Annotated in this window: 19 protein-coding genes; 7 read left to right on the top strand and 12 right to left on the bottom strand. The window is 56.5% G+C overall.

Features of this window, described 5'->3' with window-relative positions; translation table 11 throughout:
* Positions 1-11: 11 nt before the first annotated feature.
* From panC to thpR, 8 genes are all read right to left on the bottom strand, one after another.
* Entirely contained in the window at positions 12-866 is an 855-nt protein-coding gene (panC, locus tag IB226_RS12100; RefSeq protein WP_101762070.1) for a pantoate--beta-alanine ligase, read from the bottom strand.
* 15 nt (positions 867-881) lie between these two features.
* Positions 882-1,676, bottom strand: coding sequence for a 3-methyl-2-oxobutanoate hydroxymethyltransferase (gene panB, locus IB226_RS12095; RefSeq protein ID WP_110867552.1), 795 nt, complete (start codon positions 1,674-1,676; stop codon positions 882-884).
* Positions 1,677-1,718: 42 nt separating this feature from the next.
* Complete coding sequence (gene folK, locus IB226_RS12090) at positions 1,719-2,204, bottom strand: 2-amino-4-hydroxy-6-hydroxymethyldihydropteridine diphosphokinase (RefSeq protein ID WP_192235679.1); 486 nt, start codon at positions 2,202-2,204, stop codon at positions 1,719-1,721.
* Positions 2,201-3,613, bottom strand: coding sequence for a polynucleotide adenylyltransferase PcnB (gene pcnB, locus IB226_RS12085; RefSeq protein WP_370579798.1), 1,413 nt, complete (start codon positions 3,611-3,613; stop codon positions 2,201-2,203). The genes folK and pcnB overlap by 4 nt, the downstream gene beginning before the upstream one ends.
* A gap of 38 nt (positions 3,614-3,651) precedes the next feature.
* Entirely contained in the window at positions 3,652-4,581 is a 930-nt protein-coding gene (gene gluQRS / locus IB226_RS12080) for a tRNA glutamyl-Q(34) synthetase GluQRS (RefSeq protein WP_101762066.1), read from the bottom strand.
* Positions 4,582-4,651: 70 nt separating this feature from the next.
* A complete protein-coding gene (gene dksA / locus IB226_RS12075; protein ID WP_007888770.1) occupies positions 4,652-5,107 on the bottom strand; it encodes an RNA polymerase-binding protein DksA in 456 nt (151 codons plus the stop codon).
* A gap of 247 nt (positions 5,108-5,354) precedes the next feature.
* Positions 5,355-6,059 carry a DNA/RNA nuclease SfsA gene (sfsA, locus tag IB226_RS12070; RefSeq protein WP_101762065.1) on the bottom strand — a complete coding sequence of 235 codons (705 nt, stop codon included), beginning with the start codon at positions 6,057-6,059 and terminating at the stop codon, positions 5,355-5,357.
* Positions 6,060-6,599: an RNA 2',3'-cyclic phosphodiesterase gene (gene thpR / locus IB226_RS12065; RefSeq protein WP_192236073.1), complete on the bottom strand. Its 540-nt coding sequence runs from the start codon at positions 6,597-6,599 to the stop codon at positions 6,060-6,062.
* Positions 6,600-6,635: 36 nt separating this feature from the next.
* Between thpR and hrpB the strand changes: the two genes are divergently transcribed.
* Together hrpB and mrcB are read left to right on the top strand one after the other, a co-directional pair.
* A complete protein-coding gene (gene hrpB, locus IB226_RS12060) occupies positions 6,636-9,110 on the top strand; it encodes an ATP-dependent helicase HrpB (protein ID WP_192235677.1) in 2,475 nt (824 codons plus the stop codon).
* A gap of 98 nt (positions 9,111-9,208) precedes the next feature.
* Positions 9,209-11,758, top strand: a complete 2,550-nt coding sequence (gene mrcB / locus IB226_RS12055; protein WP_192235675.1) for a bifunctional glycosyl transferase/transpeptidase — start codon at positions 9,209-9,211, stop codon at positions 11,756-11,758.
* Between the two features lie 53 nt (positions 11,759-11,811).
* Here mrcB and IB226_RS12050 read toward each other — a convergent pair whose 3' ends face one another.
* Positions 11,812-13,197: a bifunctional cytidylyltransferase/SDR family oxidoreductase gene (locus IB226_RS12050; RefSeq protein WP_192235673.1), complete on the bottom strand. Its 1,386-nt coding sequence runs from the start codon at positions 13,195-13,197 to the stop codon at positions 11,812-11,814.
* A gap of 3 nt (positions 13,198-13,200) precedes the next feature.
* Positions 13,201-15,027, bottom strand: a complete 1,827-nt coding sequence (locus IB226_RS12045) for a glycosyltransferase family 25 protein (protein ID WP_192235671.1) — start codon at positions 15,025-15,027, stop codon at positions 13,201-13,203.
* Positions 15,028-15,362: 335 nt separating this feature from the next.
* Between IB226_RS12045 and fhuA the strand changes: the two genes are divergently transcribed.
* Genes fhuA through fhuB form a run of 4 tightly spaced genes read left to right on the top strand, consistent with a single transcriptional unit; the run spans position 15,363 to position 21,265 of the window.
* A complete protein-coding gene (fhuA, locus tag IB226_RS12040) occupies positions 15,363-17,552 on the top strand; it encodes a ferrichrome porin FhuA (RefSeq protein WP_192235669.1) in 2,190 nt (729 codons plus the stop codon).
* A 54-nt stretch (positions 17,553-17,606) separates the two neighbouring features.
* Entirely contained in the window at positions 17,607-18,401 is a 795-nt protein-coding gene (fhuC, locus tag IB226_RS12035; RefSeq protein WP_192235667.1) for a Fe3+-hydroxamate ABC transporter ATP-binding protein FhuC, read from the top strand.
* A gap of 9 nt (positions 18,402-18,410) precedes the next feature.
* Complete coding sequence (gene fhuD / locus IB226_RS12030; RefSeq protein ID WP_192235665.1) at positions 18,411-19,289, top strand: Fe(3+)-hydroxamate ABC transporter substrate-binding protein FhuD; 879 nt, start codon at positions 18,411-18,413, stop codon at positions 19,287-19,289.
* Positions 19,289-21,265, top strand: a complete 1,977-nt coding sequence (gene fhuB / locus IB226_RS12025) for a Fe(3+)-hydroxamate ABC transporter permease FhuB (protein ID WP_192235663.1) — start codon at positions 19,289-19,291, stop codon at positions 21,263-21,265. Before fhuD ends, fhuB begins: the two co-directional genes overlap by 1 nt.
* Before the next feature lie 210 nt (positions 21,266-21,475).
* Here the strand turns inward: fhuB and hemL are convergent, their stop codons facing one another.
* Positions 21,476-22,756 carry a glutamate-1-semialdehyde 2,1-aminomutase gene (gene hemL, locus IB226_RS12020; RefSeq protein WP_008108498.1) on the bottom strand — a complete coding sequence of 427 codons (1,281 nt, stop codon included), beginning with the start codon at positions 22,754-22,756 and terminating at the stop codon, positions 21,476-21,478.
* A gap of 200 nt (positions 22,757-22,956) precedes the next feature.
* On the opposite strand from hemL, the gene erpA reads away from it, so the two are divergent.
* The gene (erpA, locus tag IB226_RS12015; RefSeq protein ID WP_007893884.1) at positions 22,957-23,304 is read left to right on the top strand and encodes an iron-sulfur cluster insertion protein ErpA; all 348 of its coding nucleotides are present in this window, start codon (positions 22,957-22,959) and stop codon (positions 23,302-23,304) included.
* 35 nt (positions 23,305-23,339) lie between these two features.
* Here erpA and IB226_RS12010 read toward each other — a convergent pair whose 3' ends face one another.
* Positions 23,340-23,591: a hypothetical protein gene (locus IB226_RS12010; RefSeq protein ID WP_101762055.1), complete on the bottom strand. Its 252-nt coding sequence runs from the start codon at positions 23,589-23,591 to the stop codon at positions 23,340-23,342.
* Positions 23,592-23,698 lie beyond the last annotated feature (107 nt).

Genomic DNA, 23,698 nt, shown 5'->3' with positions numbered 1-23,698 from the left:
ACAACGGAAAACTACTCCGTCAGATCCACTTGCTGATTATCAATCAGACGCGCATTGCCGAGCCATGCGGCCATCAAAATCACCGCGCGCTGGCTGTCCACGTTCAGCGCTTGTAAGGTTTCGGCATCGCAAATCGCCAGTCCATCCGGACGGAAACCCTTCTCACGCAACGCCACTTCCGCTTGCTCGATAATCTCTTCAACATGGCGCTCGCCGTTGCTCAGACGTTCGGCCATGCTGTTCATCACCTGGCTAAGACCGGCTGCAATATTACGCTCGTCGGCGGTGAGATAGCCATTGCGCGAACTCAACGCCAGGCCATCTTTTGCGCGTACCGTTGGCACGCCCACAATCTCGATATCGAAGCCCATATCCGCCACCATCTTGCGGATAATCGCCAGCTGCTGGAAATCCTTCTCGCCGAAGCAGGCGATGTCTGGCTGCACCAGATTAAACAGTTTGCTGACGATGGTGGAGACGCCGCGGAAGTGTCCCGGACGGCTGGCGCCTTCCAGCAGCGATGATAAACCCGGCACTTCCACAAAGGTTTGGCTATCCAGGCCTTTGGGATAGACATCGGCGGGCGCGGGCGCAAACACCAGATCCACGCTATGACGATTCAGCTTCTCGCAGTCGTCCTGCAGCGTGCGCGGATAGCGCGCTAAATCGTCGGGACGATCAAACTGCATCGGATTGACGAAAATCGAGACCACTACAACGTCAGCGCGCTCGCGCGCTTCATCGACCAACGTCAGATGACCGTCGTGCAGGTTGCCCATGGTGGGCACCAGCGCAATACGTTTACCTGCCTGACGCCAGCGACGAATCTCACGACGCAGCATCGGCAGTGTTTCAATGATCAGCACTGCAAATCTCCTGATTTACTGGAAACTGTGTTCAGCGGCTGGATAGAGGCCCGCTTCAACGTCGGCGATATAGTGGCGAATCGCTGCACGAATGTCGCCGGTTTCTGCGAGGAAATTTTTGGCAAATTTGGGAATGTGACCGCCGGTAATGCCAAAGGCGTCGTGCATCACCAGAATCTGGCCGTCAGTGACGTTGCCCGCGCCGATGCCGATCACCGGCACCGACAGCGCTTTCGTAACGCGTTCCGCCAGCGCCACCGGTACGCACTCCAGCACCAGCAGCTGCATACCGGCGGCTTCCAGCGCCAGCGCATCGGCCAGCAGACGTTCAGCGGCGGCTTCATCGCGGCCCTGCACTTTGTAGCCACCGAAGATGTTCACCGACTGCGGCGTCAGGCCCAAATGGCCGCACACCGGCACGGCGCGCTCGGTTAGCATACGCACGGTTTCCGCCAGCCACTCGCCGCCTTCCAGCTTCACCATATTGGCGCCGGCGCGCATCAGCTGTGCGGCGTTAGTAAACGTCTGTTCTGGCGTGGGGTAACTCATAAACGGCAGATCGGCCATCAGCAGCGCCAGCGGTGCGCCACGGCGCACGGCGGCGGTGTGATAGGCGATATCGTCCACGGTGACCGGCAAGGTCGATTCATGGCCCTGCACGGTCATGCCGAGCGAATCGCCAATCAGCATTACCTGAATGCCTTCATCGGCAAACAGGCGGGCAAAACTGAAGTCGTACGCCGTCAGCGTGGCAAATTTGCGCCCGCTGGTTTTGAGTTGGCGTAAATGGGAGAGGGTTGTTGGTTTCATCACACGCTCCAGAGTTTTCTGATGCGCGCAGTGTACTACGGCTTACTCAGACCACAAACGGATAGCGCTGCGATCCAGGGTGGCAAGAATCACAGATAAGGCTTGTCCATTCGGCAGCGACAATTGCGGGGCAATTTCCAGCAGCGGTACCAGCATAAATGCGCGATTGTGCATGTCGTAGTGCGGCACGGTCAGGCGCGGCGTGTTAATGGTCTGGTTGCCAAACAGCATGATATCGAGATCCAGCGTGCGCGGTCCCCAGCGTTCAGCTTTGCGCACGCGACCCTGTTCCAGCTCAATACGCTGGGTATGATCGAGCAGCGCCTCAGCGTCCAGCGCGGTTTCCAGCGCCACCACCGCATTGAGGTAATCAGGTTGATCCGGCGGGCCGTACGGCGGCGTGCGATACAGGGAAGATGTGGCGATGCGCGAGGTATGCGGAATGGCATCGAGCGCGGCCAACGCTGCATCAACCTGATGCAGCGGATCGGCCAGATTACTGCCTAAAGCGAGGTAAACGCGGGTCATTGCGTACTGTTTGTGCGAGGCCCGGTTGGACGGCGACGCGGACGGCGCGGTTTACGGCGCGGGGCCGGATCGTCGCCCAGCGTGGTCATCATGGTTTTCTGCTGCACCGGTGCCGCCGCCTGGAACTCGCCCCACCAATGCGTCAGCTTTTGCAGCTCAGGATTGTTTTCCACGTCGGCACGCAGCGCCATCAAATCGTAAGCGGCACGGAACTTAGGATGCTCCATCAGCTTCCACGCACGTTTGCCATGACGACGCGACATGCGCAGCTGCAGTTGCCAGATATCACGAATCAGCGTGGTGATACGCTTGGGAATCGCCAGCGCGCGGCAGGCTTCATCAAGCGTTTCGTTCATCGACAAGGCGAAAGCATCGTAATAAGTCAGGCCGCTTTCCTGCGCAATGCGTTCGGCGGATTCCAGCTGCGGATACCAGAACATTGCGGCAAACAGGAAGGCCGGATTGACGCGCATATCATTTTGCAAGCGGGTATCCGTATTTTTCAGAACCTGCGCCAGCATACGCTCCATCAGGCTGTCGCTTTCGGCGGTGAAACCGCGCGTCAGCATCGGGAACAGCGGCTGGAACAGCTGATATTCACGCATCATCTGATAGGTGCGGTAGCCGTAACCGGCCTGCAGCAGCTTGAGCGACTCTTCAAACATGCGCGCCGGCGGAATGTCATTCAGCAGCGTTGCCAGACGCGGAATCGGCTCGGCCGTTTCTGCCGCGATACGCATCTGCAGCTTGGCGGCGAAGCGCACCACACGCAGCATGCGCACCGGATCTTCGCGGTAGCGCGTTTCCGGATCGCCAATCATGCGAATGATGCCTTCGTGCAGATCGTGCAAGCCACCGACGTAATCACGTACGGTGAAATCGGCCACGCTGTAATAGAGGCTGTTGATGGTGAGATCGCGGCGTTGGGCATCGTCTTCAATGCTGCCGAAAATGTTGTCGCGCAGCAGCATGCCGTTTTGGCCGCGCTGCGAGCTGTTGCGATCTTCTTCGCTCTCTTCATGATGATGACCACGGAAGGTGGCGACTTCGATCACTTCCGGACCGAACATCACATGTGCCAGACGAAAACGACGACCCACCAAACGGCAGTTGCGGAACAGCTTACGCATCTGTTCAGGCGTGGCGTTGGTGGTGATATCAAAGTCTTTCGGCTTGCTGCCGAGCAGCAAATCGCGCACGCCGCCGCCAACCAGGTAGGCTTCGAATCCGGCTTTGTTCAGACGATAGAGCACTTTGAGGGCGTTTTCGCTGATATCTTTGCGTGAGATGTTGTGGCTTTCTCGTGGAATGACAGTCATCTGACCAGGACTTTCAGCTTCCACCTCTTCAGGCGCCTCCTCATCACGCTTGAGGACTCTCCGGCAAAAATTAGCGACTCGGGTAAAAATGGGACACCTCGACAGTGAGAAAAAGGGTGTTAATAAAATCAGCGGCTAATCATAGCCTGTTGAGAACCATTTAGGAATGGTGATGTCGTTTCATCCTCTTTAAGACCGTTCTGCAACGGAATCAGGCGGATATTCCACTGCGCGACGGCCTGTTTCAACAGGCTTTCCAGCGATTCATCCTGCCAGCCAGCCGAAACCGGCTGACCAAGAAAGCGTAAAGCCTGCACCAGCAGCGGCCGCGCATCGCCAGCGGGCAGCGCGGGCGCATGATTCTGCTTGGAAAGCTTGTTGCCATCGCGATTGACCGCCAGCGGCAAATGCAGATAATCCGGCACTGGCCAGGCAAACTGCTGATACAGCGCAATCTGGCGCACCGTGGGCTCAATCAAATCCGCGCCGCGCACGATTTCCGTTACGCCCTGAAAATGGTCATCAACCACCACCGCGAGATTGTAGGCAAACAGCCCATCACGGCGATGGATAATAAAATCTTCCTGCGCCAGCTGCGCTTCAGCCTGTAAATGGCCACGCAGGCGATCGTCAAAGCCGCTAACCGGCGCATGCTGACGCAGGCGCAGCGCGGCGTTGTCCGGCGGCAGCTGCAAATCGCGGCAGTGACCATCGTAAAAACCGCCCAGCTGCTGGATGCGGCTACGCGTGCAGGTGCAGAAGTAACTTTGTCGATGCGTTTGCAGCCAGCTTAGCGCGGCGCGATAGGCATCGTGGCGCTGTGACTGCCATAAAACGTCGCCATCCCAGTAAAGACCATAATGTTCCAGCTGCTGCAAAATACGCGTTGCGGCACCGGGAACTTCACGCGGGGGATCGATATCTTCGATGCGCACCAGCCAGCGTCCCTGTTGCGCGCGCGCACTCAGGTAACTGCCTAACGCAGCAATCAGCGAACCAAAATGGAGGTCACCAGAAGGGGAGGGAGCGAAACGCCCAATGCAGTTTGAAGGATTCATAACGAAGTGTACCGCACGTCGGGAAAACAGGGATTTTCCCGGCTGTGCGGTAGCAATTTGCTTACGGCCATTAGCCAGCCATCTGCTTCTCGCGGATTTCTGCCAGCGTTTTGCAGTCAATGCAGAGATCGGCAGTCGGACGCGCTTCAAGGCGGCGAATACCAATTTCTACACCGCAGGAGTCGCAGTAACCGAAATCGTCGTCATCCACTTTCTTGAGCGTTTTCTCAATCTTTTTAATGAGTTTGCGCTCACGATCGCGGTTACGCAATTCCAGGCTGAACTCTTCTTCCTGCGCAGCACGGTCGACCGGATCCGGGAAGTTGGCAGCTTCGTCCTGCATATGTGACACAGTGCGATCTACTTCATCCCGAAGTTGGTTGCGCCAGGCTTCCAGAATCTTACGGAAATGGCCTAGCTGGGCGTCGTTCATATACTCTTCGCCCGGTTTCACCTGATACGGCTCCACTCCAGCGATGGCGAGGATACTCAGGGACGATGTTTTACGGTTTTGCCCTTCTTGCATGTTGTTTCTCCTGGATAACACGCACTTCCCTAGATACGTCAAGTTGCATGTGCGTTGACTGTGTGCCTGCAACCTAAACGATTTAGGGCTTATCGATTCCCATAAAGGGAAAAAAACAGGCCGCTATAAATAGCAGAAGCCATCAAGGTTGGCAATTATTCCTGACCACTACTTGACAAGCCTCTGAACAATCGCGTATTCAGCGCCTCGCCCAGAACATTCCTATCACACCAAATTGCCTTAAATATTACAACGCTACGTTAATCGGTTGCGTAAGTAATATCTTTAACGGTGAAATTTGAGCTTGATACGCCAAAACTTCCACACCACCACGCTGCGCCTGTTCCAGTAGTTCTGCGTAGTGCACGTCGATATGGCGTGCCGGGGAAACGTCCTCAATCCCCGTATGCAGAACTGCGAACAACAAAACGGCTCGATGACCTTCTGCCACGATGGTGCTCAATTCGCGCAGATGTTTCTGTCCACGAGCCGTCACCGCATCCGGAAAATAGCCTTTACCTGCTTGTAAAAGGGTGACGGACTTGACTTCAATATAGCAGTTGGATCGGCCATCCGCTTGCAGCAGGAAGTCAATTCGGCTTTTTTCCGTGCCGTATTTCACTTCAGGCTGGCAGCGGCTGTAAGCGGATAATTCCGGAATCGTGTCGAGCGTCAGCGCCTCGCGCACCAGCTGATTGGCGCGCAGCGTATTCACGCAGATCCAGTGGCCTTGTTGGGTCTCGGTGAGTTCCCAACTGTGCGGATATTTCCGCGTGGCACTGCTGGATGTCGAATACCACACGGTATCGCCCGGCGTGGCGCAGCCGGTCATCGCGCCGGTATTGGCGCAGTGAATGGTCAGCGTTTCACCTTCTGGCGTAACCACATCGGCTAAAAAGCGTTTGTAACGGGCAATCAAGCGGGCGGGTTTAAGCGGCGGATCGAATTCCATTTACTCTCCTGTGGATGATAGTAGCGGCCAGCGGGCCAGCGCCTGATAACGTGTGCGGCCGCGCGTCACGTTCGAAGCGAACAGCGCAAAATGGCGGATATCGGTGCGCCAGTGAAAACCGCGCGGCGGCAGCGCGATCTGTGACGCTGCTTGGCGCAACAGCGTGACGTGCGGATGAAACGGCTGCGGGCTCTGTGCGCAGCCATGACGTGCGGCTTGTGCGCGCAGCAGGCTGGCGAGCTGCAGTAATCCGCGCGGCGCCCGCTGACAACCGAGCCACACCACGCCGGGACGCGGCCAGTGACCGGCGTCATCCAAATCGAGGGCAAAACCGGGCTGTTCGATGCGTGAGGCCAGCAGCTGCAGCTTGCGTGACGTCTCATCGCTGACCTCGCCGAGAAACGCCAGCATCAGGTGCAGGTTAGCCGCCGCCACCGGTTTCCCGGCTTCGGCAGCAAAATTATCCGCGCGCCACTGCACCAACTGTTGCTGGAGCGGAGCGGGCAGTTCAAGAGCAAAAAACAGACGTTGCGTTGCCAGGTTGGCCTCCGGTAATCCGCGCCTCAGAGTGCTACAATGCGCGCCATCTTAGCACAGGCATTTTGGGAGTTGAGTTTGAGTGAGTTACCGGTAAGCGAGGTGCTGCCTGCGTTGCTGGACGCGCTGGCGCAGTCGCCGCAGGTGTTGCTGGCGGCGCCGACCGGCGCAGGTAAATCGACCTGGCTGCCATTACAACTGCTGCAACACGCCCCATTGCCCGGCCGCATCATCATGCTGGAGCCGCGCCGACTGGCGGCACGCAACGTGGCGCAGCGTCTGGCAGAACAGCTTGGCGAGCAGCCGGGCGGCATCGTTGGCTATCGCATGCGCGGTGAAAACTGCTGCGGTGCCAACACGCGCCTCGAAGTGGTCACCGAAGGCATTTTGACGCGCATGTTGCAGCGCGATCCGATGCTGGAAGGCGTCTCGCTGGTGATCCTCGATGAATTCCATGAACGCAGCCTGCAGGCCGATCTCGCGCTGGCGCTGCTGCTCGATGTGCAGCAAGGATTGCGCGACGATCTGAAAATTCTGCTGATGTCTGCCACGCTCGATAATCAGCGTTTGCGTCAGCTGCTGCCGGATGCGCCCTTTGTGGTCTCTGAGGGCCGCAGCTTTCCGGTCACGCGCCGCTATGCCTCACTCAACAGTCAGCAACGTTTTGAAGAAGCGGTAGCGCGCGAGGTGGCGCAACTGCTGCGCGAAGAGTCAGGATCGCTGCTGCTGTTCCTGCCCGGCGTGGCGGAGATCGAACGGGTTAAGCGCGAGCTGGAAGCGCGGGTCAGTGACGAGGTGGATCTTTCTCCTTTATATGGCGCGCTGTCGCTGGAGGCGCAACGCCGCGCCATCCTGCCGTCTCCGGCGGGCCGCCGAAAAGTGGTGCTGGCGACCAACATCGCCGAAACCAGCTTGACCATCGAAGGTATCCGCTTAGTGGTCGATAGCGCGCTGGAGCGCTCGGCGCAGTTTGACGTGCGCAGCGGCGTGACGCGGCTGCAAACGCAGCGTATCAGCCAGGCGTCGATGACGCAGCGCGCCGGTCGTGCTGGTCGACTGGAACCTGGCATCTGCCTGCATTTACTGCCGCAAGAGCAGGCGCTGCGTGCGGCGGCGCAGAGTGAACCGGAAATTCTCAATAGCGATTTGACCTCGCTGCAGATCGATCTGCTGCAATGGGGATGTCAGAATGCGTCGCAGCTTATGTGGCTTGACGCGCCGCCGCCGCGCAACTTGCGTGCGGCGTGCGAGCGGTTAACCCAGCTAGGCGCGCTGGAGAATCACCAGCTCAACGCGCGCGGTCGAAAAATGGCCGCGTTGGGCAGCGATCCGCGCCTGAGCGCGATTCTGGTGGCTGCCGGGCAAAACAACGATGCCATCGCCAGCGCCGCGCTGCTGGTGGCGATTCTGGAAGATCCGCCACGCAGCGGCAGCGCCGATCTTCGTGATGCGCTTAACCATCCGCAGTCGCACTGGCAGCGCCGCGCGCGTCAGTGGCAGAAGCGCCTCAACGCCAGCGGCGGCACCATTAATCCCGACCTGTTCCCGCAGCTGCTGGCCGCCGGTTTTGCCGATCGTCTGGCGCAGCGTCGTGGCGACAGCGCGCGCTATCAGCTGGCGAACGGCATTGGCGCGATGCTTAACGAGCAGGATGGTTTGAGCCGCTATGAGTGGCTGATTGCACCGACACTGCTGCAGGGCGCCAGCGCCGCCGAGGCGCGCATGTTACTGGCGCTGCCGGTGGATATCGACGCGCTGCGCCGCGAATGCCCCACCTTAATTGAGCAGCGTACCGACGTGGAGTGGGATGAAGATAAAGGCACTTTGCGCGCGTGGAAACGCGAACTGATCGGCGCGCTGGTCCTAAAAGCGCAGCCGCAGGCACGCCCGGAGGCGGAAATATTGCATCCGGCGATGCTGCGCTGGATCCGCGAAAAAGGATTATCGGTGCTGGGCTGGAAAGAAGACGCTGAACAGCTACGCTTGCGGGTGCACTGTGCCGCGCAGTGGCTGCCGGAAGAGGCGTGGCCGGCACTGGACGATGAAAGCCTGCTCGATACGCTTGAAAGCTGGCTGCTGCCGGAGATGAGCGCGGTACGCGATCTGAAAGGATTGCAGAGCATCAACCTTGTCAGCGCATTATTACATTTGCTGACATGGTCACAACGTCAGCGGCTGGATACTGTGCTGCCAACTCATTACACTGTGCCGACCGGAAGCCGCCTGCCGATCCGCTACGATGCAGAGAAGCCACCCGCGCTGGCGGTGCGGATTCAGGAGATGTTTGGCGAAGCACAGAATCCGGCGGTGGCCGATGGCCGCGTACCGCTGGTGTTAGAGCTGCTCTCGCCCGCGCACCGTCCGCTGCAGATCACCCGTGACCTCGCGGCGTTCTGGCGTGGTGCGTATCCCGAAGTGCAGAAAGAGATGAAAGGGCGCTATCCAAAGCATCCGTGGCCGGACGATCCGGCCAACGCCTTACCCACAAGGCGGACCAAGAAATTTTCATCGTGAAACGCTGTGGATCGAATTCAGAGGGTTCTGCCATGCGTCGCATGAGAAAGCAGTTAGAGTAACGGCCGCCGCCGTAGCAATACCTGGAGAATAAAAGCATGTCTGGGAACGATCGCGAACCTATCGGGCGCAAAGGAAAAGCGCCAAAGCCGCCGCGCAGCAGTGCGCGGCGGGGTCGCCGCAGGGAACTTGATGATGATATCGATCAGGACGATTTTGACGAAGAAGATGAGGAGAGTGGACCGGTGCCACCAAAAAGTAAAAAACGTCCGCCACGCGGCAAACGTCGCTGGTTGGGCTGGTTGATTAAACTCTTCCTGGTCTTTGTGGTGGTGATGGCCGCCTGGGGCGTCTATCTCGACTCGGAAATCCGCAGCCGCATCGACGGTAAAGTGTGGCAACTGCCGGCCGCCGTTTATGGCCGCATGGTCAGCCTTGAACCGGGCATGTCGTACGACAAAAAAGAGATGATTGCGCTGCTGGAAGGCACGCAGTATCGCGAAGTGTCGCGCATTACCCGTCCGGGCGAGTTTAGCGTCAAAGGCAACACCATTGATCTGCTGCGCCGTCCGTTTGATTTCCCGGACAGCAAAGAGGGGCAGATCAACGCGCGCCTGACCTTTAGCAACAATGAGCTGAGCGAGATTAAAAACCTCGATACCGGCCGCGATTTTGGCTTCTTCCGCCTCGATCCGCGCCTGATCACCATGTTGCAGTCGCCGAACGGTGAACAGCGTCTGTTCGTGCCGCGCGCCGGTTTCCCGGATCTGCTGGTGAGCACCTTGATCGCCACTGAAGACCGCCACTTCTACGAGCACGACGGCATTAGCCCGTATTCGATTGGTCGTGCGTTCCTCGCCAACATCACCGCCGGTAAAGCGGTGCAGGGCGGTAGTACGCTGACGCAGCAGCTGGTGAAAAACCTGTTCCTCACCAACGAGCGTTCGCTGTGGCGTAAAGCGCGCGAAGCCTATATGGCGGTGATCATGGATGCGCGCTACAGCAAAGATCGCATCCTCGAGCTGTATCTCAACGAGGTGTATCTCGGCCAGACCGGTAATGACCAGATCCGCGGTTTCCCGCTGGCAAGCCTTTACTACTTCGGTCGTCCGGTGGATGAGCTGAGCCTCGATCAGCAGGCGATGCTGGTCGGCATGGTGAAAGGCGCATCGCTGTACAATCCATGGCGTAACCCGAAACTTGCGCTGGAGCGACGTAATCTGGTGCTGCGTTTGTTGCAGCAGCAGAACGTCATCGATCAGGAACTGTATGACATGCTGTCGGCGCGTCCGCTTGGCGTGCAGCCAAAAGGCGGCGTGATCACGCCTCAGCCGGCATTTATGCAGATGGTGCGTAACGAGCTGCAGGCTAAGCTCGGCGACAAAATGAAAGATCTCTCCGGCGTGAAGATTTTCACCACGCTGGATGCGATTTCGCAGGATGCCGCAGAGAAAGCGGTGATTGAAGGTATTCCAACGCTGAAAAAACAGCGTGGCCTGAAAGATCTGGAAACCGCGATGGTGGTGGTGGATCGCTTCAGCGGTGAAGTGCGCGCCATGGTCGGCGGTGCCGATCCACAGTTTGCCGGTTACAACCGCGCGCTGCAGGCACGTCGTTCGATTGGCTCGCTGGCAAAACCGGCCACCTATCTCACCGCGCTGAGCCAGCCGAACAGCTATCGCCTCAACAGCTGGATCGCCGATGAACCGATTGCGCTGAAACAGCCGAACGGCAGCATCTGGAAACCGATGAATGACGATCGTCGTTTCAGCGGCAAAGTGATGCTGGTGGATGCGCTGACCAACTCGATGAACGTGCCAACCGTCAACCTCGGTATGACGCTGGGACTGGATGCGGTGGTCGATACCTGGAACAAGCTCGGCGTGCCGAAAGATCAGCTGCATCCGGTGCCGTCAATGCTTCTCGGTGCGCTGAACCTGACGCCGATTGAAGTGGCGCAGGCGTTCCAGTCGATTGCCAGCGGCGGTAACCGCGCTGAGCTGTCGGCGGTGCGTTCGGTGATTGCGGAAGATGGCACGGTGCTGTATCAGAGCTATCCGCAGGCGCAGCGTGTTGAACCGGCGCAGGCGGCGTATCTGACGCTCTACACCATGCAGCAGGTCGCCGATCACGGTACTGCGCGTGCGCTGGGTGCGCGTTATCCTAAAGCGCATCTGGCTGGCAAAACCGGTACCACCAATGACCTGATCGATAGCTGGTTCGCCGGTATTGATGGCAAAGAAGTGGCGATTACCTGGGTTGGCCGCGATAACAACCAAACCTCGAAGCTGTACGGTGCCAGCGGTGCAATGCAGCTTTATCGTCGCTATCTCGACAACCAGGCGCCAATGCCGCTGGTGCTGACGCCGCCGGAAGATATCACGCAGATGAATATCGATTCTGCCGGTAACTTTATCTGCGGTACGGGCAGCAGCACATGGCGTTCGCTGCCGGTGTGGTCGCTGGATCCGAACGCGCTGTGTCAGCAGCAGCAAGAGCAGGTTCAGCAACAACAGCAGCAGTTGCAGCAGCAACAAGAGCAGCAACAGCAGCAACATCAGCAACAACAGCAGCAGCAGCCACAGAATGAGCAGAAAGATTCTGACGGCGTGGCGGGTTGGATTAAAGATATGTTCGGCAGCAAATAAGTTGCTGAGAAAACACAGGGCGCTGCGGCGCCCTTTTTTATTGGGATAGATGGTTAGCTGGGCTGATTCTTACAGTTACTTTTGCGAATATCAATAACCATACCAGTACCTTGCGTCACGAGAACTTCCAGGCTTTTTACTGCAACGTCTCGTGCATGTAGCAGTGAATCTGCAGGTTCGTCGCCAAAATTAACGGTTCTCATCGGTGTGGCGGTACGCTCAGGATTGATGCAGTTCACTTTGACTTTATCCTCAATCCACTCTTCCGCTAGCGCCTGAGTCAGATTGACTACCGCAGCTTTTGCCGATGAGTAAAGGGCGTAAAAAGCCCGTCCACGAGTGTAAGAACTGGATGTGAAATTCAATAACATGCCGGAGTTGCAGATTAACCGCTCTTTTGCCGCAATTGCCACGTTTACCGCTCCCAGATAATTAATGTTAATCAGCGCCATCACTTCCTGCTGAGTAAGCGTGGAGAGCGGTTTCTTAATCAAGACACCCGCAGTGTTGACGATAAAATCAATATTGCCATGCTCGGCAACAATGTTAGTTAAATAGTTTTTTACGCTGTCGAGATGAGTAATGTCGATATCATTATGTGAACGACTGGCAATATGTACTTTGGCCCCACACAGCGTGGCAACTTTCATCATCTCCAGACCAATTCCGCTACCTCCACCAAAAATAACCATATGCTTATCGCGCAGGAAATCGAGATTTGCAGAATTCAATGCGTGTGAGCTTTTCTCCTGCAGCAATTTCTCTGCGATAAAGAGATCAAGTGGATGGGTGATTTTAATATTGTTCTCATCGCCCTCTACGGTAATAACACGCGTTTCAGGCAGCATATTACGCAATACTCCGCAGTCGCAGGTAAACGTAAACTTACCCATGGCCGCTGCTTTCTCATAAGCCTGGCGAATTTTTTCCAGACGAAATGCCTGAGGGGTCTGGCCTCGGCGCATGCTGGCACGATGAGGAATATTGGCAATGCAGCCATCATCGTGAACTTCTACTAAAGTATCTGCTGAGGGGATCACCACATCTACGGCGTCAAAGGATTCAAGTGCATCTACGCATTTGCGAATAATAGTGTCGCTAATTAATGGACGCACGGCATCATGCAGTAAGATTTTACAATGACCGTCATAGTTGATAAGGGTTTTCAGCGCGGAATATGTTGAGTCAAAACGTTCCTTACCGCCGTTCACCACTTTACTCACTTTGTGCCACTGATTTTTTGCCACCAACTCCCACATGTAATCGATGTACTCATTTTGTGAGACGATAATAATTTCATCAATGTCGGCCGATTTTTCAAAACGTTCGATGGTGTATTCAATCACGGCACGTCCCGCTAACTTGGCGAATTGTTTTGGCTTGTCGCTGCCAAAGCGGGTGCCTGTACCGCCAGAAAGTATTATGGCTACATTTTTCATTTTTTATTCCGCCGCTTGCGGTCTGAGTGATGAACAAATAATTTCAGCGATTTTCTCGCCCGCTGTTTTCTCCTCTATCTGCAGTTCCTCACGCAGGACTTGTTCCCGGCGCACTTTCATTGCATCGTGACCCGCGACAATGTTGTCTACAAAGGTGAAAATATCCTTTTCACACCAGGCAACGTCGTAGGCGTCATAAATGAATTCTGCAGTGCGGTTCAAACCGTGACAGGTTTCGTGAGTGAGGTAGAGGATGGGTTTTTTCGACGGCAGATATTCCAGCAGGAAGGAACCGGCGTCCGCAATGAGTGCATCGGAACGCGCAAAAGTCAGCGTGTAATCATGCCCGAGATCCCACTCCAGATTGGTGTGTTGCTGCGACGCGCGCTGTAACTGCTGATAAAGACTTTGTGCCGTTGGGTTGGCTTCACCTATCCATTGGCTCAGCAGCGGATGGGGGCGAATGATCAGATGAATGTCCTGACGCTCAATCAGTTTTAAGAACGCCGAGCAGTAAAGGCTGAACGTGGTGTACATCTTCTGGTCGCCAGGCAGTACGAAATGCGGCGTCCACAGGAAGGTGGTTACCGTTTGAGCCGGCAGGTTATCCGTGAGATGGAAACGACGCTGATAGTGGTCAAATTTAGGATGGCCGGTAACGTGCACATGGCGATTTCCTGCCTGACACTGCAGCGCAAACTCAGTTTTATGTTTTTCCGAGCGGGCAAATATCCACGTCGCCAGATTTTGACAAAGCAAATTATATTGATACACCATGCTCTCTGCGCCAATTCCGGTATCGAGCGCATAAGGGATGTAAGCGATTTTCACGCCGCGCTCATGCAGGTAGTCGCTGCGAAAGGCTTCGGGGCGTGCTTCGTCGTAAGGGTTTTGCAAGAACACCACATCGGGCTGACGCTGCTCCAACTGATAGTCTTCAAATCCTGTGTAATCCAGCCCTCTTTCACGCAGAATCTCACGCTGAATATCGCCATTAACATCGCTCGCCTTCCAGTTCAGGTAAGGCACCACCACGATGCGGCAATCGAACGCGGGATTGGCCTGCATCGCCTCAATCACCGATTCAAAGTTCGTCCAACCCGGCGGCCACTGGAAGTAAAAGTCGACTTTAATTGGGCCTGAAGTGGAGGGTGTGAATTTGGCGGGCGCAACGATTTGACTCAACGGTTTTCTGAAGAGTGCGCGGTAATCTACCGTTCTATTTTCGATATCGCTTTTATCGAGCCGTTGTGCACCGGCATTGGGGAATACGCCCAGCCAAAGATCCTGCTGCATCAGGCTATTCCAGTGCACATCAAGGGCATATTGTGCCTGCGCACCACCTTGCAATTGCGCCTGCAGCGCCTCGTGATAGTTTTCAATCAGCGTGGTGTAATAGCGGTGATTTACGATATAGGCGCATGCGCACCACGCGAAGTTAGCGCGCACGATATAGTCCACGCTCTTTAACGGCGTGACTCGGCGGTAATTGGCCGCCAGAAAAGCCACTTGCCAGTTGATTTGCGGCAGGGCGGCAAAGTAGCGGTTGAGATTGTCGTAGTTTTTCTGGTTTTCATTGAAGCTAAAGTCATCCTCCAGAATCAGCACGCGCTCCCAGCCGTTATCGCGTGCCATCTCCAGCGCGGCGATATGCGATTGCGTGCAGCCGATGTAGCCCTTTTCATGCTTGATCGCGTCCAGGCGAACGATTTTTTCAGCGGTTAAACCCAGCTTTTTAAGTTGTTTAGTGATGCGGGTTAATCGGTCTTTGCGTTTCTTCAAATTGATGAAGATAACGCGATCAACAATGTTCCAGTTTATAGCGGTCATGAGTGTGTCTGCAGGAAGGAGAATGCAGGGCATAAGCAATTAGCGGGCCATTTTTTTAAGTTTATGATTTTACTCGTTATCGTTGGTTTGGTGCTCTGTCGGGATGAAATAAACTTCCTCTGTGCGGCAATGCAATTTCCCGATTGCCGGCCTCCGCTCCTTTTATTGCTCATTTATTATTTGCGATCATGAATATGCGCGATCTGGCTGTAAACGCCGCGCTTACAGGCATTAATCGTTGCGAATATGACGCTATTTCGCCTAAAATCCGTGCGTCATAATAATCATTCTCGTTTGTATTCGCCTGCATCGACTTTTTTCGAGAGACCTCACTTATGAATACGCGAAACACTAATCCTTGTTTCTTACGCCCGCGTTCGCTGGCTTGGTTTATTTCACTGACTATGGGTACGTTCAGCGTGCAGGCGTTGGCAGAAGATACCGTGGTGGTTAGCGCTGATGGCGGCAGCGGAGTCGAGCAAGAGAAAGCGTGGGGCCCGTCGCCAACCATTGCGGCCAAACGCAGCGCCACCGGCACCAAAACCGATACGCCGATCGAGAAGAACCCGCAGTCAATCTCGGTAGTCACGCAGGAAGAGATGGCGATGAAAAACGTCACCAGCGTGAAAGGGGCTTTCAACTACACGCCAGGCGTGTTGACCGGTAACCGCGGTAGCTCCAATGTTATCGATGCGCTCTCTATTCGCGGCTTCAGCGAAACCAACACCAACCAATATCTTGATGGCCTGAAACTGCAGGGTGATAACTACTCTGAGTTTGCTATCGATCCCTATTTTCTTGAACGCGCCGAACTGTTGCGCGGTCCGGTTTCGGTGCTGTACGGCAAGAGCAATCCAGGCGGCGTGGTGTCGCTGGTGAGTAAGCGTCCGACGCAGGAGACGCTGCGTGAAGTGCAGTTCCAGATGGGCACAAACAATCAGTTCTCCACGGGTTTCGATTTCGGCGGCTCGCTGGATGATGACGACGTTTACAGCTATCGCCTGACCGGTCTCGCGCGTAGCGCCGATGCGCAGCAGGATATGAACAAAGAGAAGCGCTATACCATTGCGCCATCATTCAGCTGGCGTCCGGATGAGAATACGCGTTTCGATTTGCTGACCTACTTCCAGAACGAACCGGAAACCGGCTATTACGGCTGGTTGCCGCGTCAGGGCACCGTGGTGGGCATCACGCGTCCTGACGGCAGCAGTTACAAGCTGCCAACTAACTTTGATGAAGGCGAAGACAGCAACAAGATTTCGCGCAACACCAGGATGGTGGGCTACAACTTCGAGCACAGTTTCAACGACACCTGGACGGTGCGGCAGAATTTGCGCTATGCGGATCTGAGAACGGATTATCGCAGCATTTATGGCAGTAGTTTTAATCCTGTTACGCTGGAAATTAATCGAGGTTCTGCTGTTTCAAACGAAAAATTGAACCAGTTTGCATTGGATAACCAGGTTCAAGCTAAATTTGCCACCGGTGCCGTAGATCATACTTTGTTGATGGGGGTGGATTATCAGCGTACCCGCAATGATATTGATGCTGCCTTTGGTAGCGCCGCACCGATCAGTGCAATCAATCCGCAATATGGCAATGACGCGGTTATCGGTACGCCATCTCCGTATCAATATCTAAACCGTCAGGAACAAACTGGCCTCTACTCCCAGGATCAAATGGAGTGGAACCGTTGGGTGCTGACGTTAGGTGGTCGCTATGATTACGCGATGACCTCAGCATTGAATCGTAACGGTAATATAGAAGAGAAAAATCACGATCAGGCCTTCACCTGGCGCGGTGGTTTGAACTATGTGTTTGATAACGGCATCGCGCCGTATTTCAGCTATAGCGAATCGTTTATTCCTACTGCGGGTACCACTTCCAGCGGCCAACCATTTGACCCTTCACGCGCTAAGCAGTATGAAGCGGGTGTGAAATATGTGCTAAAAGATCGTCCGATTGTTATTACGGGTGCGGTCTATCAGCTCACGAAAACGAAGAACCTTACAGCCGATCCCGATAGTCTGCAATTCAGCGTGCAGGGTGGTGAAATTCGTTCGCGCGGCGTGGAGTTAGAAGCCAAAGCGGCGGTGAATGCCAATATCAACCTGACTGCCGCTTACTCTTACACCGATGCTGAGTATACGCATGACACCTTGCTGAAAGGCAAAACGCCGGTGCAGGTGCCGAAGCATATGGCATCGCTGTGGAGTGATTACACCTTCCATGAAACGGCGCTGTCGGGCGTGACCGTGGGTGCAGGTGTACGTTATGTCGGCGAGAGCAAAGGGTTGTACGCCAGCGGCGACGATGTGAACCAAAACTTCGACGTAGCCGGTTACACCACCGTTGATGCCGCGCTGAAATACGATCTTGCACGCTTTGGCATGCCGGGCTCCACCATCGGCGTTAACGTCAATAACCTCTTCGATCGTGAATACGTCGCCAGCTGCTACCGCGACTACGCCTGCTACTGGGGCGCTGAGCGTCAGATTGTCGGTACTGCGACTTTCCGTTTCTGATCGTGTTACGCAGGTCGCCATCAATGGCGACCTACAGATTAACCAGGGATTATCATGCAGCATCCGCACCACGCAGAAACCACCTTCAGGCTGGATAACGTCAGTTTTCGTGTGCCAGGCCGCACGCTGCTGCATCCGCTGTCTCTTACCTTTGCACCGGGCAAAGTCACCGCGCTGATTGGTCATAATGGTTCCGGCAAATCCACGCTGCTGAAAATGCTCGGTCGTCACCATGCGGCGAGTGAAGGGCGCGTGTTGCTGAATGAGGACGCGGTAGATAACTGGGGCAGCAAAGATTTTGCGCGTCAGGTGGCGTATCTGCCGCAGCAACTGCCCGCGGCGGAAGGCATGACGGTGCGCGAGCTGGTGGCGATTGGCCGCTATCCGTGGCACGGCGCGCTGGGCCGCTATGGTCAGGAAGATCGCGATCGGGTGGAAGAGGCGATTACGCTGGTGGGATTAAAGCCTTTTGCCGGGCGTCTGGTGGATGGCCTTTCTGGCGGCGAGCGCCAGCGTGCCTGGCTGGCGATGCTGGTGGCGCAGAACAGTCGCTGCCTGTTGCTGGATGAACCGACCTCGGCGCTGGATATCGCCCATCAGGTTGATGTGCTGGCGCTGATTAAGCGTCTCAGCCGCGAACGTGGGCTGACGGTGATTGCGGTGCTGCACGATCTCAACATGGCAGCACGCTATTGCGATCGTCTGGTGGCGCTGCGCGGTGGCGAAGTGATAGCCGAAGGTGGCCCCGAGGCGATCATGCAGGCCGATGTGCTGGGCAACATTTACGGTATTCCGATGGGCATTTTGCCGCATCCGCTTGGCGGCGCGCCCGTCAGTTTCGTTTATTAAGGCCTCGCCATGTTCGACATTTCTCGCCGCCGCCTGCTGACGGCGCTGGCACTTTCCCCGTTGATGTCCGCGTTGCCGCTGCGTGCCGCCATACCGGATGCGCAGCGCATTCTGGCGCTGGAGTGGCTGCCGGTGGAGCTGCTGATGGCGCTCGGCGTGACGCCACTCGGGGTGGCCGACATGCACAACTACAACATTTGGGTCGGCGATCCGCAGCTGCCGTCCAGCGTTATCGATCTTGGCTTACGCACCGAGCCCAATCTGGAGCTGATGACGCAGCTCGAACCTTCACTCATCCTGCACTCCAATGGTTATGGTCCGGCGCTGGATAAGCTGCGGCACATCGCGCCAACCATGGGTTTTGACCTCAACAGCGGCGACGGCAAACCGCTCAGCACCGCGCGTCACTCATTGCAGGCGCTCGGCGCACGTCTTGGCCGTGAAGCGCATGCCGTGCAGCATCTGCAGTATGTGGATGAACAGCTGGCGGCGGCGCGTGAACGCCTCAGGCCGTGGGCCGATCGTCCGGTGCTGCTGATGTCGCTGATGGACAGCCGCCACGCGATTACCTTCGGTAAAAACAGTTTGTTCCTTGAGGTGATGGAGATCCTTGGCTTGAGCAATGCCTGGCAGGGCGAAACCAACTTCTGGGGCAGTGCAGTCGTTGGGCTGGAGCGGCTGGCGGAAGTGGGTGATGTGCAGGTGATCTGCTTCGATCACGATAACGATCGCGATATGCAGCAGGTGATGGCCACCGCGCTGTGGCAGGCGCTGCCGTTTGTGCGCGCGCAGCGTTTCCAGCGCGTGCCGGCGGTATGGTATTACGGCGCGACCTCTTCGGCGCTGAAATTTGTCCGCGTGCTGGAACACGCGCTGGAGTCGCACTGATGCGCAATCGTCTTTTTCCCGTCGCGCTATTGAGTACGGTGTTTCTGCTGGCGCTGGCCTTAACCGTGATCAATCTGCGCCAGGCGCTGCCGATCGATCAATGGTCGCAGGCGTTTTTTGCGCCTGACATTAACAACATCCAGCAAGTGGTGTTTCATCACAGTTTGCTGTCGCGACTGGCGCTGTCGCTGCTGGTTGGCGCGGGCCTTGGCCTGGCCGGTTTGCTGTTTCAGCAGGTGCTGCGCAATCCGCTGGCGGAACCCACCACGCTTGGCGTGTCGTCGGGCGCTCAACTGGGGATTACCGTCGCGACGTTATGGCATTTGCCGGGCGGCGAGTTCACGCAGCAGTTTGCGGCGATGGGCGGCGCGGTAATTGTCGGTATTTTGGTATTCGGCGTGGCCTGGGGCAAACGTCTGTCGCCGGTGACACTGATTCTGGCTGGGCTGGTGCTGAGTTTGTACGCCGGTTCGGTGAATCAAATCTTCGCGATCTTCAATCACGATCAGTTGCAGAACATGTTCCTGTGGAGCACCGGCGCGCTCAACCAGCTGGATGGACACAATGTGGCGCAGCTGTGGCCGCGTCTGCTGCTGGCGTTTGTGGTGGCGCTGGCGCTGCTGCGTCCGCTGACGCTGATGGGGCTCGACGATGGCGTAGCAAAAAACCTCGGTCTGGCGCTGTCGGCAGCACGTATTGCTGCGCTGGCGCTGGCGATTTTACTTAGCGCGCAACTGGTCAATGTTGCAGGCATCATCGGCTTTATTGGCCTGTTCGCGCCGCTGCTGGCGAAGATGCTCGGCGGGCGTCGCCTGATGAGCCGCATGATGTTGGCGCCGCTGATCGGTGCGCTGCTGCTGTGGCTGGCCGATCAGTGCGTGCTATGGCTGACCAGCCACTGGCGTGAAGTGTCTACCGGCACGGCGACCGCGCTAATCGGCGTGCCGATTCTGCTTTGGTTGCTGCCGCGCCTGCGTACCGGATCGGTACCGCCAGCGCTTAATCAGGGCGATAGCGTGCCGGCTGAGCGGCAAAACGTCTTGCGCTGGTGTCTGGTCGGTTTGCTGATTCTGGCCGCGTTTAGCTGGGTTGGCATCACCTTTGGCCGCGATGCGCACGGCTTTGCGTGGGTGGGCGGCGATATGCTGCAGCAGCTGCTGCCGTGGCGCGCGCCGCGCGTATTGGCCGCGCTGATGGTGGGCATGATGCTCGGCGTGGCGGGTGCGCTGATCCAGCGGCTTACCGGTAATCCGATGGCGAGCCCGGAAGTGTTGGGCATTAGCTCGGGTGCGGCGTGCGGCGTGGTGGTGATGATGTTCTTCGTGCCGGGCGATGCGGTGGCGTGGCTGTTGCCTGCCGGTGCGCTGGGTGCGGCGTTGACGCTGATGATTATTATGCTGGTGGCGAGTCGCGGCGGCTTTTCGCCAGAACGCATGTTGCTGGCGGGCATGGCGCTTAACAGCGCGTTTGTCACACTTTTGATGGTGCTGCTGGCCAGCGGCGATCCGCGCATGGCGGGCTTGCTGAGCTGGATCTCCGGTTCAACTTACAACATCAATATGCATCAGGCCGTGCAAAGCGCGGTGGTGGGTTTGGTGCTGATGGCGCTGGCGCCGCTGGCAAGTCGCTGGTTAACGTTGTTACCACTCGGCAGCACCACCGCACGTTCGGCGGGCATGGCGCTCACCACCTCGCGCCTCAGCCTGCTGCTGCTGGCGGCGGCATTAACCGCCACGGCAACCTTGACCATCGGGCCGCTGAGCTTTATCGGGCTGATGGCGCCGCATATCGTGCGCATGCTCGGGTTCCGCCGTGCGTTACCACAGGTGTTGATGGCCGGTTTGTTGGGCGGCGGCTTGATGATTTTCGCCGACTGGTGCGGCAGGATGCTGGCGTTTCCGGATCAAATTCCAGCCGGGTTGATGGCGACCTTCTTTGGTGCGCCGTATTTTATCTGGCTGTTGCGGCGGGCGTAATCAGGGTAACCCGGAATGGCGTAATGCTCGTCAGTTAAGGCATGAAAATCCCTCATACCGAGAGCACGCATTGTAGCGGCGCAATTCATTGCGCGATAAATCGCGCCGCTACGAAAGTTGCGGTGATTTGATACGGTGCTTAACTGTGATCGGCATTAAACCCTGAATGGCGACTCCACAACGACGGTAGAGTGCGCCATTCAGACGGTTTTAAAGTTTCGCGAAGCTGCGGCGTGCCGCATCGATGGTGCGTTGAATATCTTCTTTACTGTGCGCCAGCGACATAAAGCCTGCTTCAAAAGCAGATGGCGCAAGGTAAACGCCTTCTTCCAGCATCAGGTGGAAGAAACGCTTAAAGCGCTCAACGTCACACTGAGTGACGTCCTGATAGCAGGTCACTTCATCGGCATCAGTGAAGAAAATCCCGAACATACCGCCCACGTGGTTGATCACCAGCGGAATATTTTCGGCTTTCGCTGCGGCCAGCAGGCCTTGTGCTAACTGCGTGGTCAGATCGGTCAGCGTGCTGTGGGTGCCAGGCTGCGCAATTTGCGACAGACACGCGAAGCCCGCCGCCATGGCAATCGGGTTACCGGACAAGGTACCGGCCTGATAAACCGGACCGGTTGGTGCCAGCGCATCCATCACATCACGACGACCACCAAAGGCACCGACCGGCATGCCGCCGCCGATGATTTTACCGAGACAGGTCAGGTCTGGCGTCACGTCGTAATAGGCCTGAGCACCACCTAATGCGACACGGAAGCCGGTCATCACTTCGTCGATGATCAGCAGCGCACCGAATTCGTCACACAGCGCACGCAGGCCTGGCAGGAAGTCTGGCTGCGGTGGAATGCAGTTCATGTTGCCCGCGACCGGCTCAACGATGATGCAGGCAATATCCTCAGGATACTGCTCGAAAGCCGCACGCACGGTGCTGAGATCGTTATAGGTGCAGGTCAGCGTGTGCTTAGCGAAATCGGCCGGTACGCCCGGCGAGTTTGGCTGGCCGAGCGTCAACGCGCCGGAGCCGGCTTTCACCAGCAGGCAGTCGGCGTGGCCGTGATAGCAACCTTCGAATTTGATGATTTTGTCGCGATGGGTGAAGCCGCGCGCCAGGCGAATGGCGCTCATGGTGGCTTCGGTGCCGGAGTTAACCATGCGCACCATGTCCATGCTTGGCACCAGCTCGCACACCAGCTCGGCCATTTTCACTTCCATCTCGGTTGGCGCGCCGAAGCTCAGACCGCGCGCAGCCGCTTCAATCACTGCGTTACGGATGTTGGCGTTGTTATGACCCAGCACCATCGGGCCCCACGAACCGACATAATCGATATAGCCTTTGCCGTCGGCGTCATACAGATACGCACCGTCAGCGCGTTCGATGAACAGCGGCACACCGCCCACACCGGTAAATGCACGTACCGGGGAGTTCACACCGCCGGGGATCAGGCGTTGCGCTGCGGCATACAGGTTTTCTGACTTACTCATTGTTCTGCTCCTGCTGTTCGGGAAAAAATCTGGCGCCATTCTACGGGAATAACGGCTTGCGCTAAAGTTTAGGGTATATACTTTCCTGCGCATGCGGCGGCACGCAGTGTCAAGCGTGAGACTTGATTGCACTGGACGGCTGGCAGATAATAGCGAGATTAAGGTCGTTTTCTGACCTCGACGTTTACCCGGAGTAAAAGATGAGTGACGACTTAGCAGCGCTGCCTTTGCAATTTACTGATGCAGCAGCAAAAAAAGTGAAAAACCTAATTTCTGATGAAGAAAATCCCGAGCTGAAATTGCGCGTTTACATTACCGGCGGCGGTTGCAGCGGTTTCCAGTACGGCTTCACGTTTGACGATCAAATGAATGACGGTGACATGACCATCGAGAAACAAGGCGTGGCGCTGGTGGTGGATCCGATGAGCCTGCAATATCTGGTGGGCGGTTCCGTGGATTACACCGAAGGCCTGGAAGGTTCACGTTTTATCGTGACCAACCCGAATGCCAAAACCACCTGCGGTTGTGGTTCTTCCTTCAGCATCTAATGCTGCTTCTGGCTGCCGTTCTGGTAGCCAGATTCCTACCATTCAATAGTCACTAAACGCGCAGATTCGCGGCGTTTAGCATCGCGTTTTAATACTCGTTCAGTAATGCGCGGCTGCGCGCTGAAGTGACGTCCACAATCCACTTTGGGCAGAGAGTGTTCACTCTGGCGTGAGATATCGCAACGCGAGAATAACGTTAAGGTAGCGGCGATAGAGCCGGTCGACGTGGCCGCACTCAGAGGTGCAGCGATCACGAGCCCTATGGCCAGCAGCAGTGCTCTGGTCATGAATAGTTCCTGGTGAAGACAAAATTGCGCTAAACGCTAAAAAAGGGCACAGAGCATACGTGGCCGCTGCGCCTTGTATTATGATTTACGACAATTTATGCCGAATC

Origin of the sequence: Pantoea sp. PNT03 (genome assembly GCF_014852515.1) — a bacterium.
Taxonomy (GTDB): Bacteria; Pseudomonadota; Gammaproteobacteria; order Enterobacterales; family Enterobacteriaceae; genus Pantoea; species Pantoea leporis.
Note: the sequence above shows the minus strand (reverse complement) of the source record. Positions and strands in the feature narration are given on the sequence as shown.

Bases quoted from the DNA above. Each gene is read 5' to 3' on its own strand.
- panB (WP_110867552.1), bottom strand. From the start codon at position 1,676: ATGAAACCAACAACCCTCTCCCATTTACGCCAACTCAAAACCAGCGGG.
- folK (WP_192235679.1), bottom strand. From the start codon at position 2,204: ATGACCCGCGTTTACCTCGCTTTAGGCAGTAATCTGGCCGATCCGCTG.
- gluQRS (WP_101762066.1), bottom strand. From the start codon at position 4,581: ATGAATCCTTCAAACTGCATTGGGCGTTTCGCTCCCTCCCCTTCTGGT.
- dksA (WP_007888770.1), bottom strand. From the start codon at position 5,107: ATGCAAGAAGGGCAAAACCGTAAAACATCGTCCCTGAGTATCCTCGCC.
- sfsA (WP_101762065.1), bottom strand. From the start codon at position 6,059: ATGGAATTCGATCCGCCGCTTAAACCCGCCCGCTTGATTGCCCGTTAC.
- hrpB (WP_192235677.1), top strand. From the start codon at position 6,636: ATGCGCGCCATCTTAGCACAGGCATTTTGGGAGTTGAGTTTGAGTGAG.
- mrcB (WP_192235675.1), top strand. From the start codon at position 9,209: ATGTCTGGGAACGATCGCGAACCTATCGGGCGCAAAGGAAAAGCGCCA.
- IB226_RS12050 (WP_192235673.1), bottom strand. From the start codon at position 13,197: ATGAAAAATGTAGCCATAATACTTTCTGGCGGTACAGGCACCCGCTTT.
- IB226_RS12045 (WP_192235671.1), bottom strand. From the start codon at position 15,027: ATGACCGCTATAAACTGGAACATTGTTGATCGCGTTATCTTCATCAAT.
- fhuA (WP_192235669.1), top strand. From the start codon at position 15,363: ATGAATACGCGAAACACTAATCCTTGTTTCTTACGCCCGCGTTCGCTG.
- fhuC (WP_192235667.1), top strand. From the start codon at position 17,607: ATGCAGCATCCGCACCACGCAGAAACCACCTTCAGGCTGGATAACGTC.
- fhuD (WP_192235665.1), top strand. From the start codon at position 18,411: ATGTTCGACATTTCTCGCCGCCGCCTGCTGACGGCGCTGGCACTTTCC.
- fhuB (WP_192235663.1), top strand. From the start codon at position 19,289: ATGCGCAATCGTCTTTTTCCCGTCGCGCTATTGAGTACGGTGTTTCTG.
- hemL (WP_008108498.1), bottom strand. From the start codon at position 22,756: ATGAGTAAGTCAGAAAACCTGTATGCCGCAGCGCAACGCCTGATCCCC.
- erpA (WP_007893884.1), top strand. From the start codon at position 22,957: ATGAGTGACGACTTAGCAGCGCTGCCTTTGCAATTTACTGATGCAGCA.
- IB226_RS12010 (WP_101762055.1), bottom strand. From the start codon at position 23,591: ATGACCAGAGCACTGCTGCTGGCCATAGGGCTCGTGATCGCTGCACCT.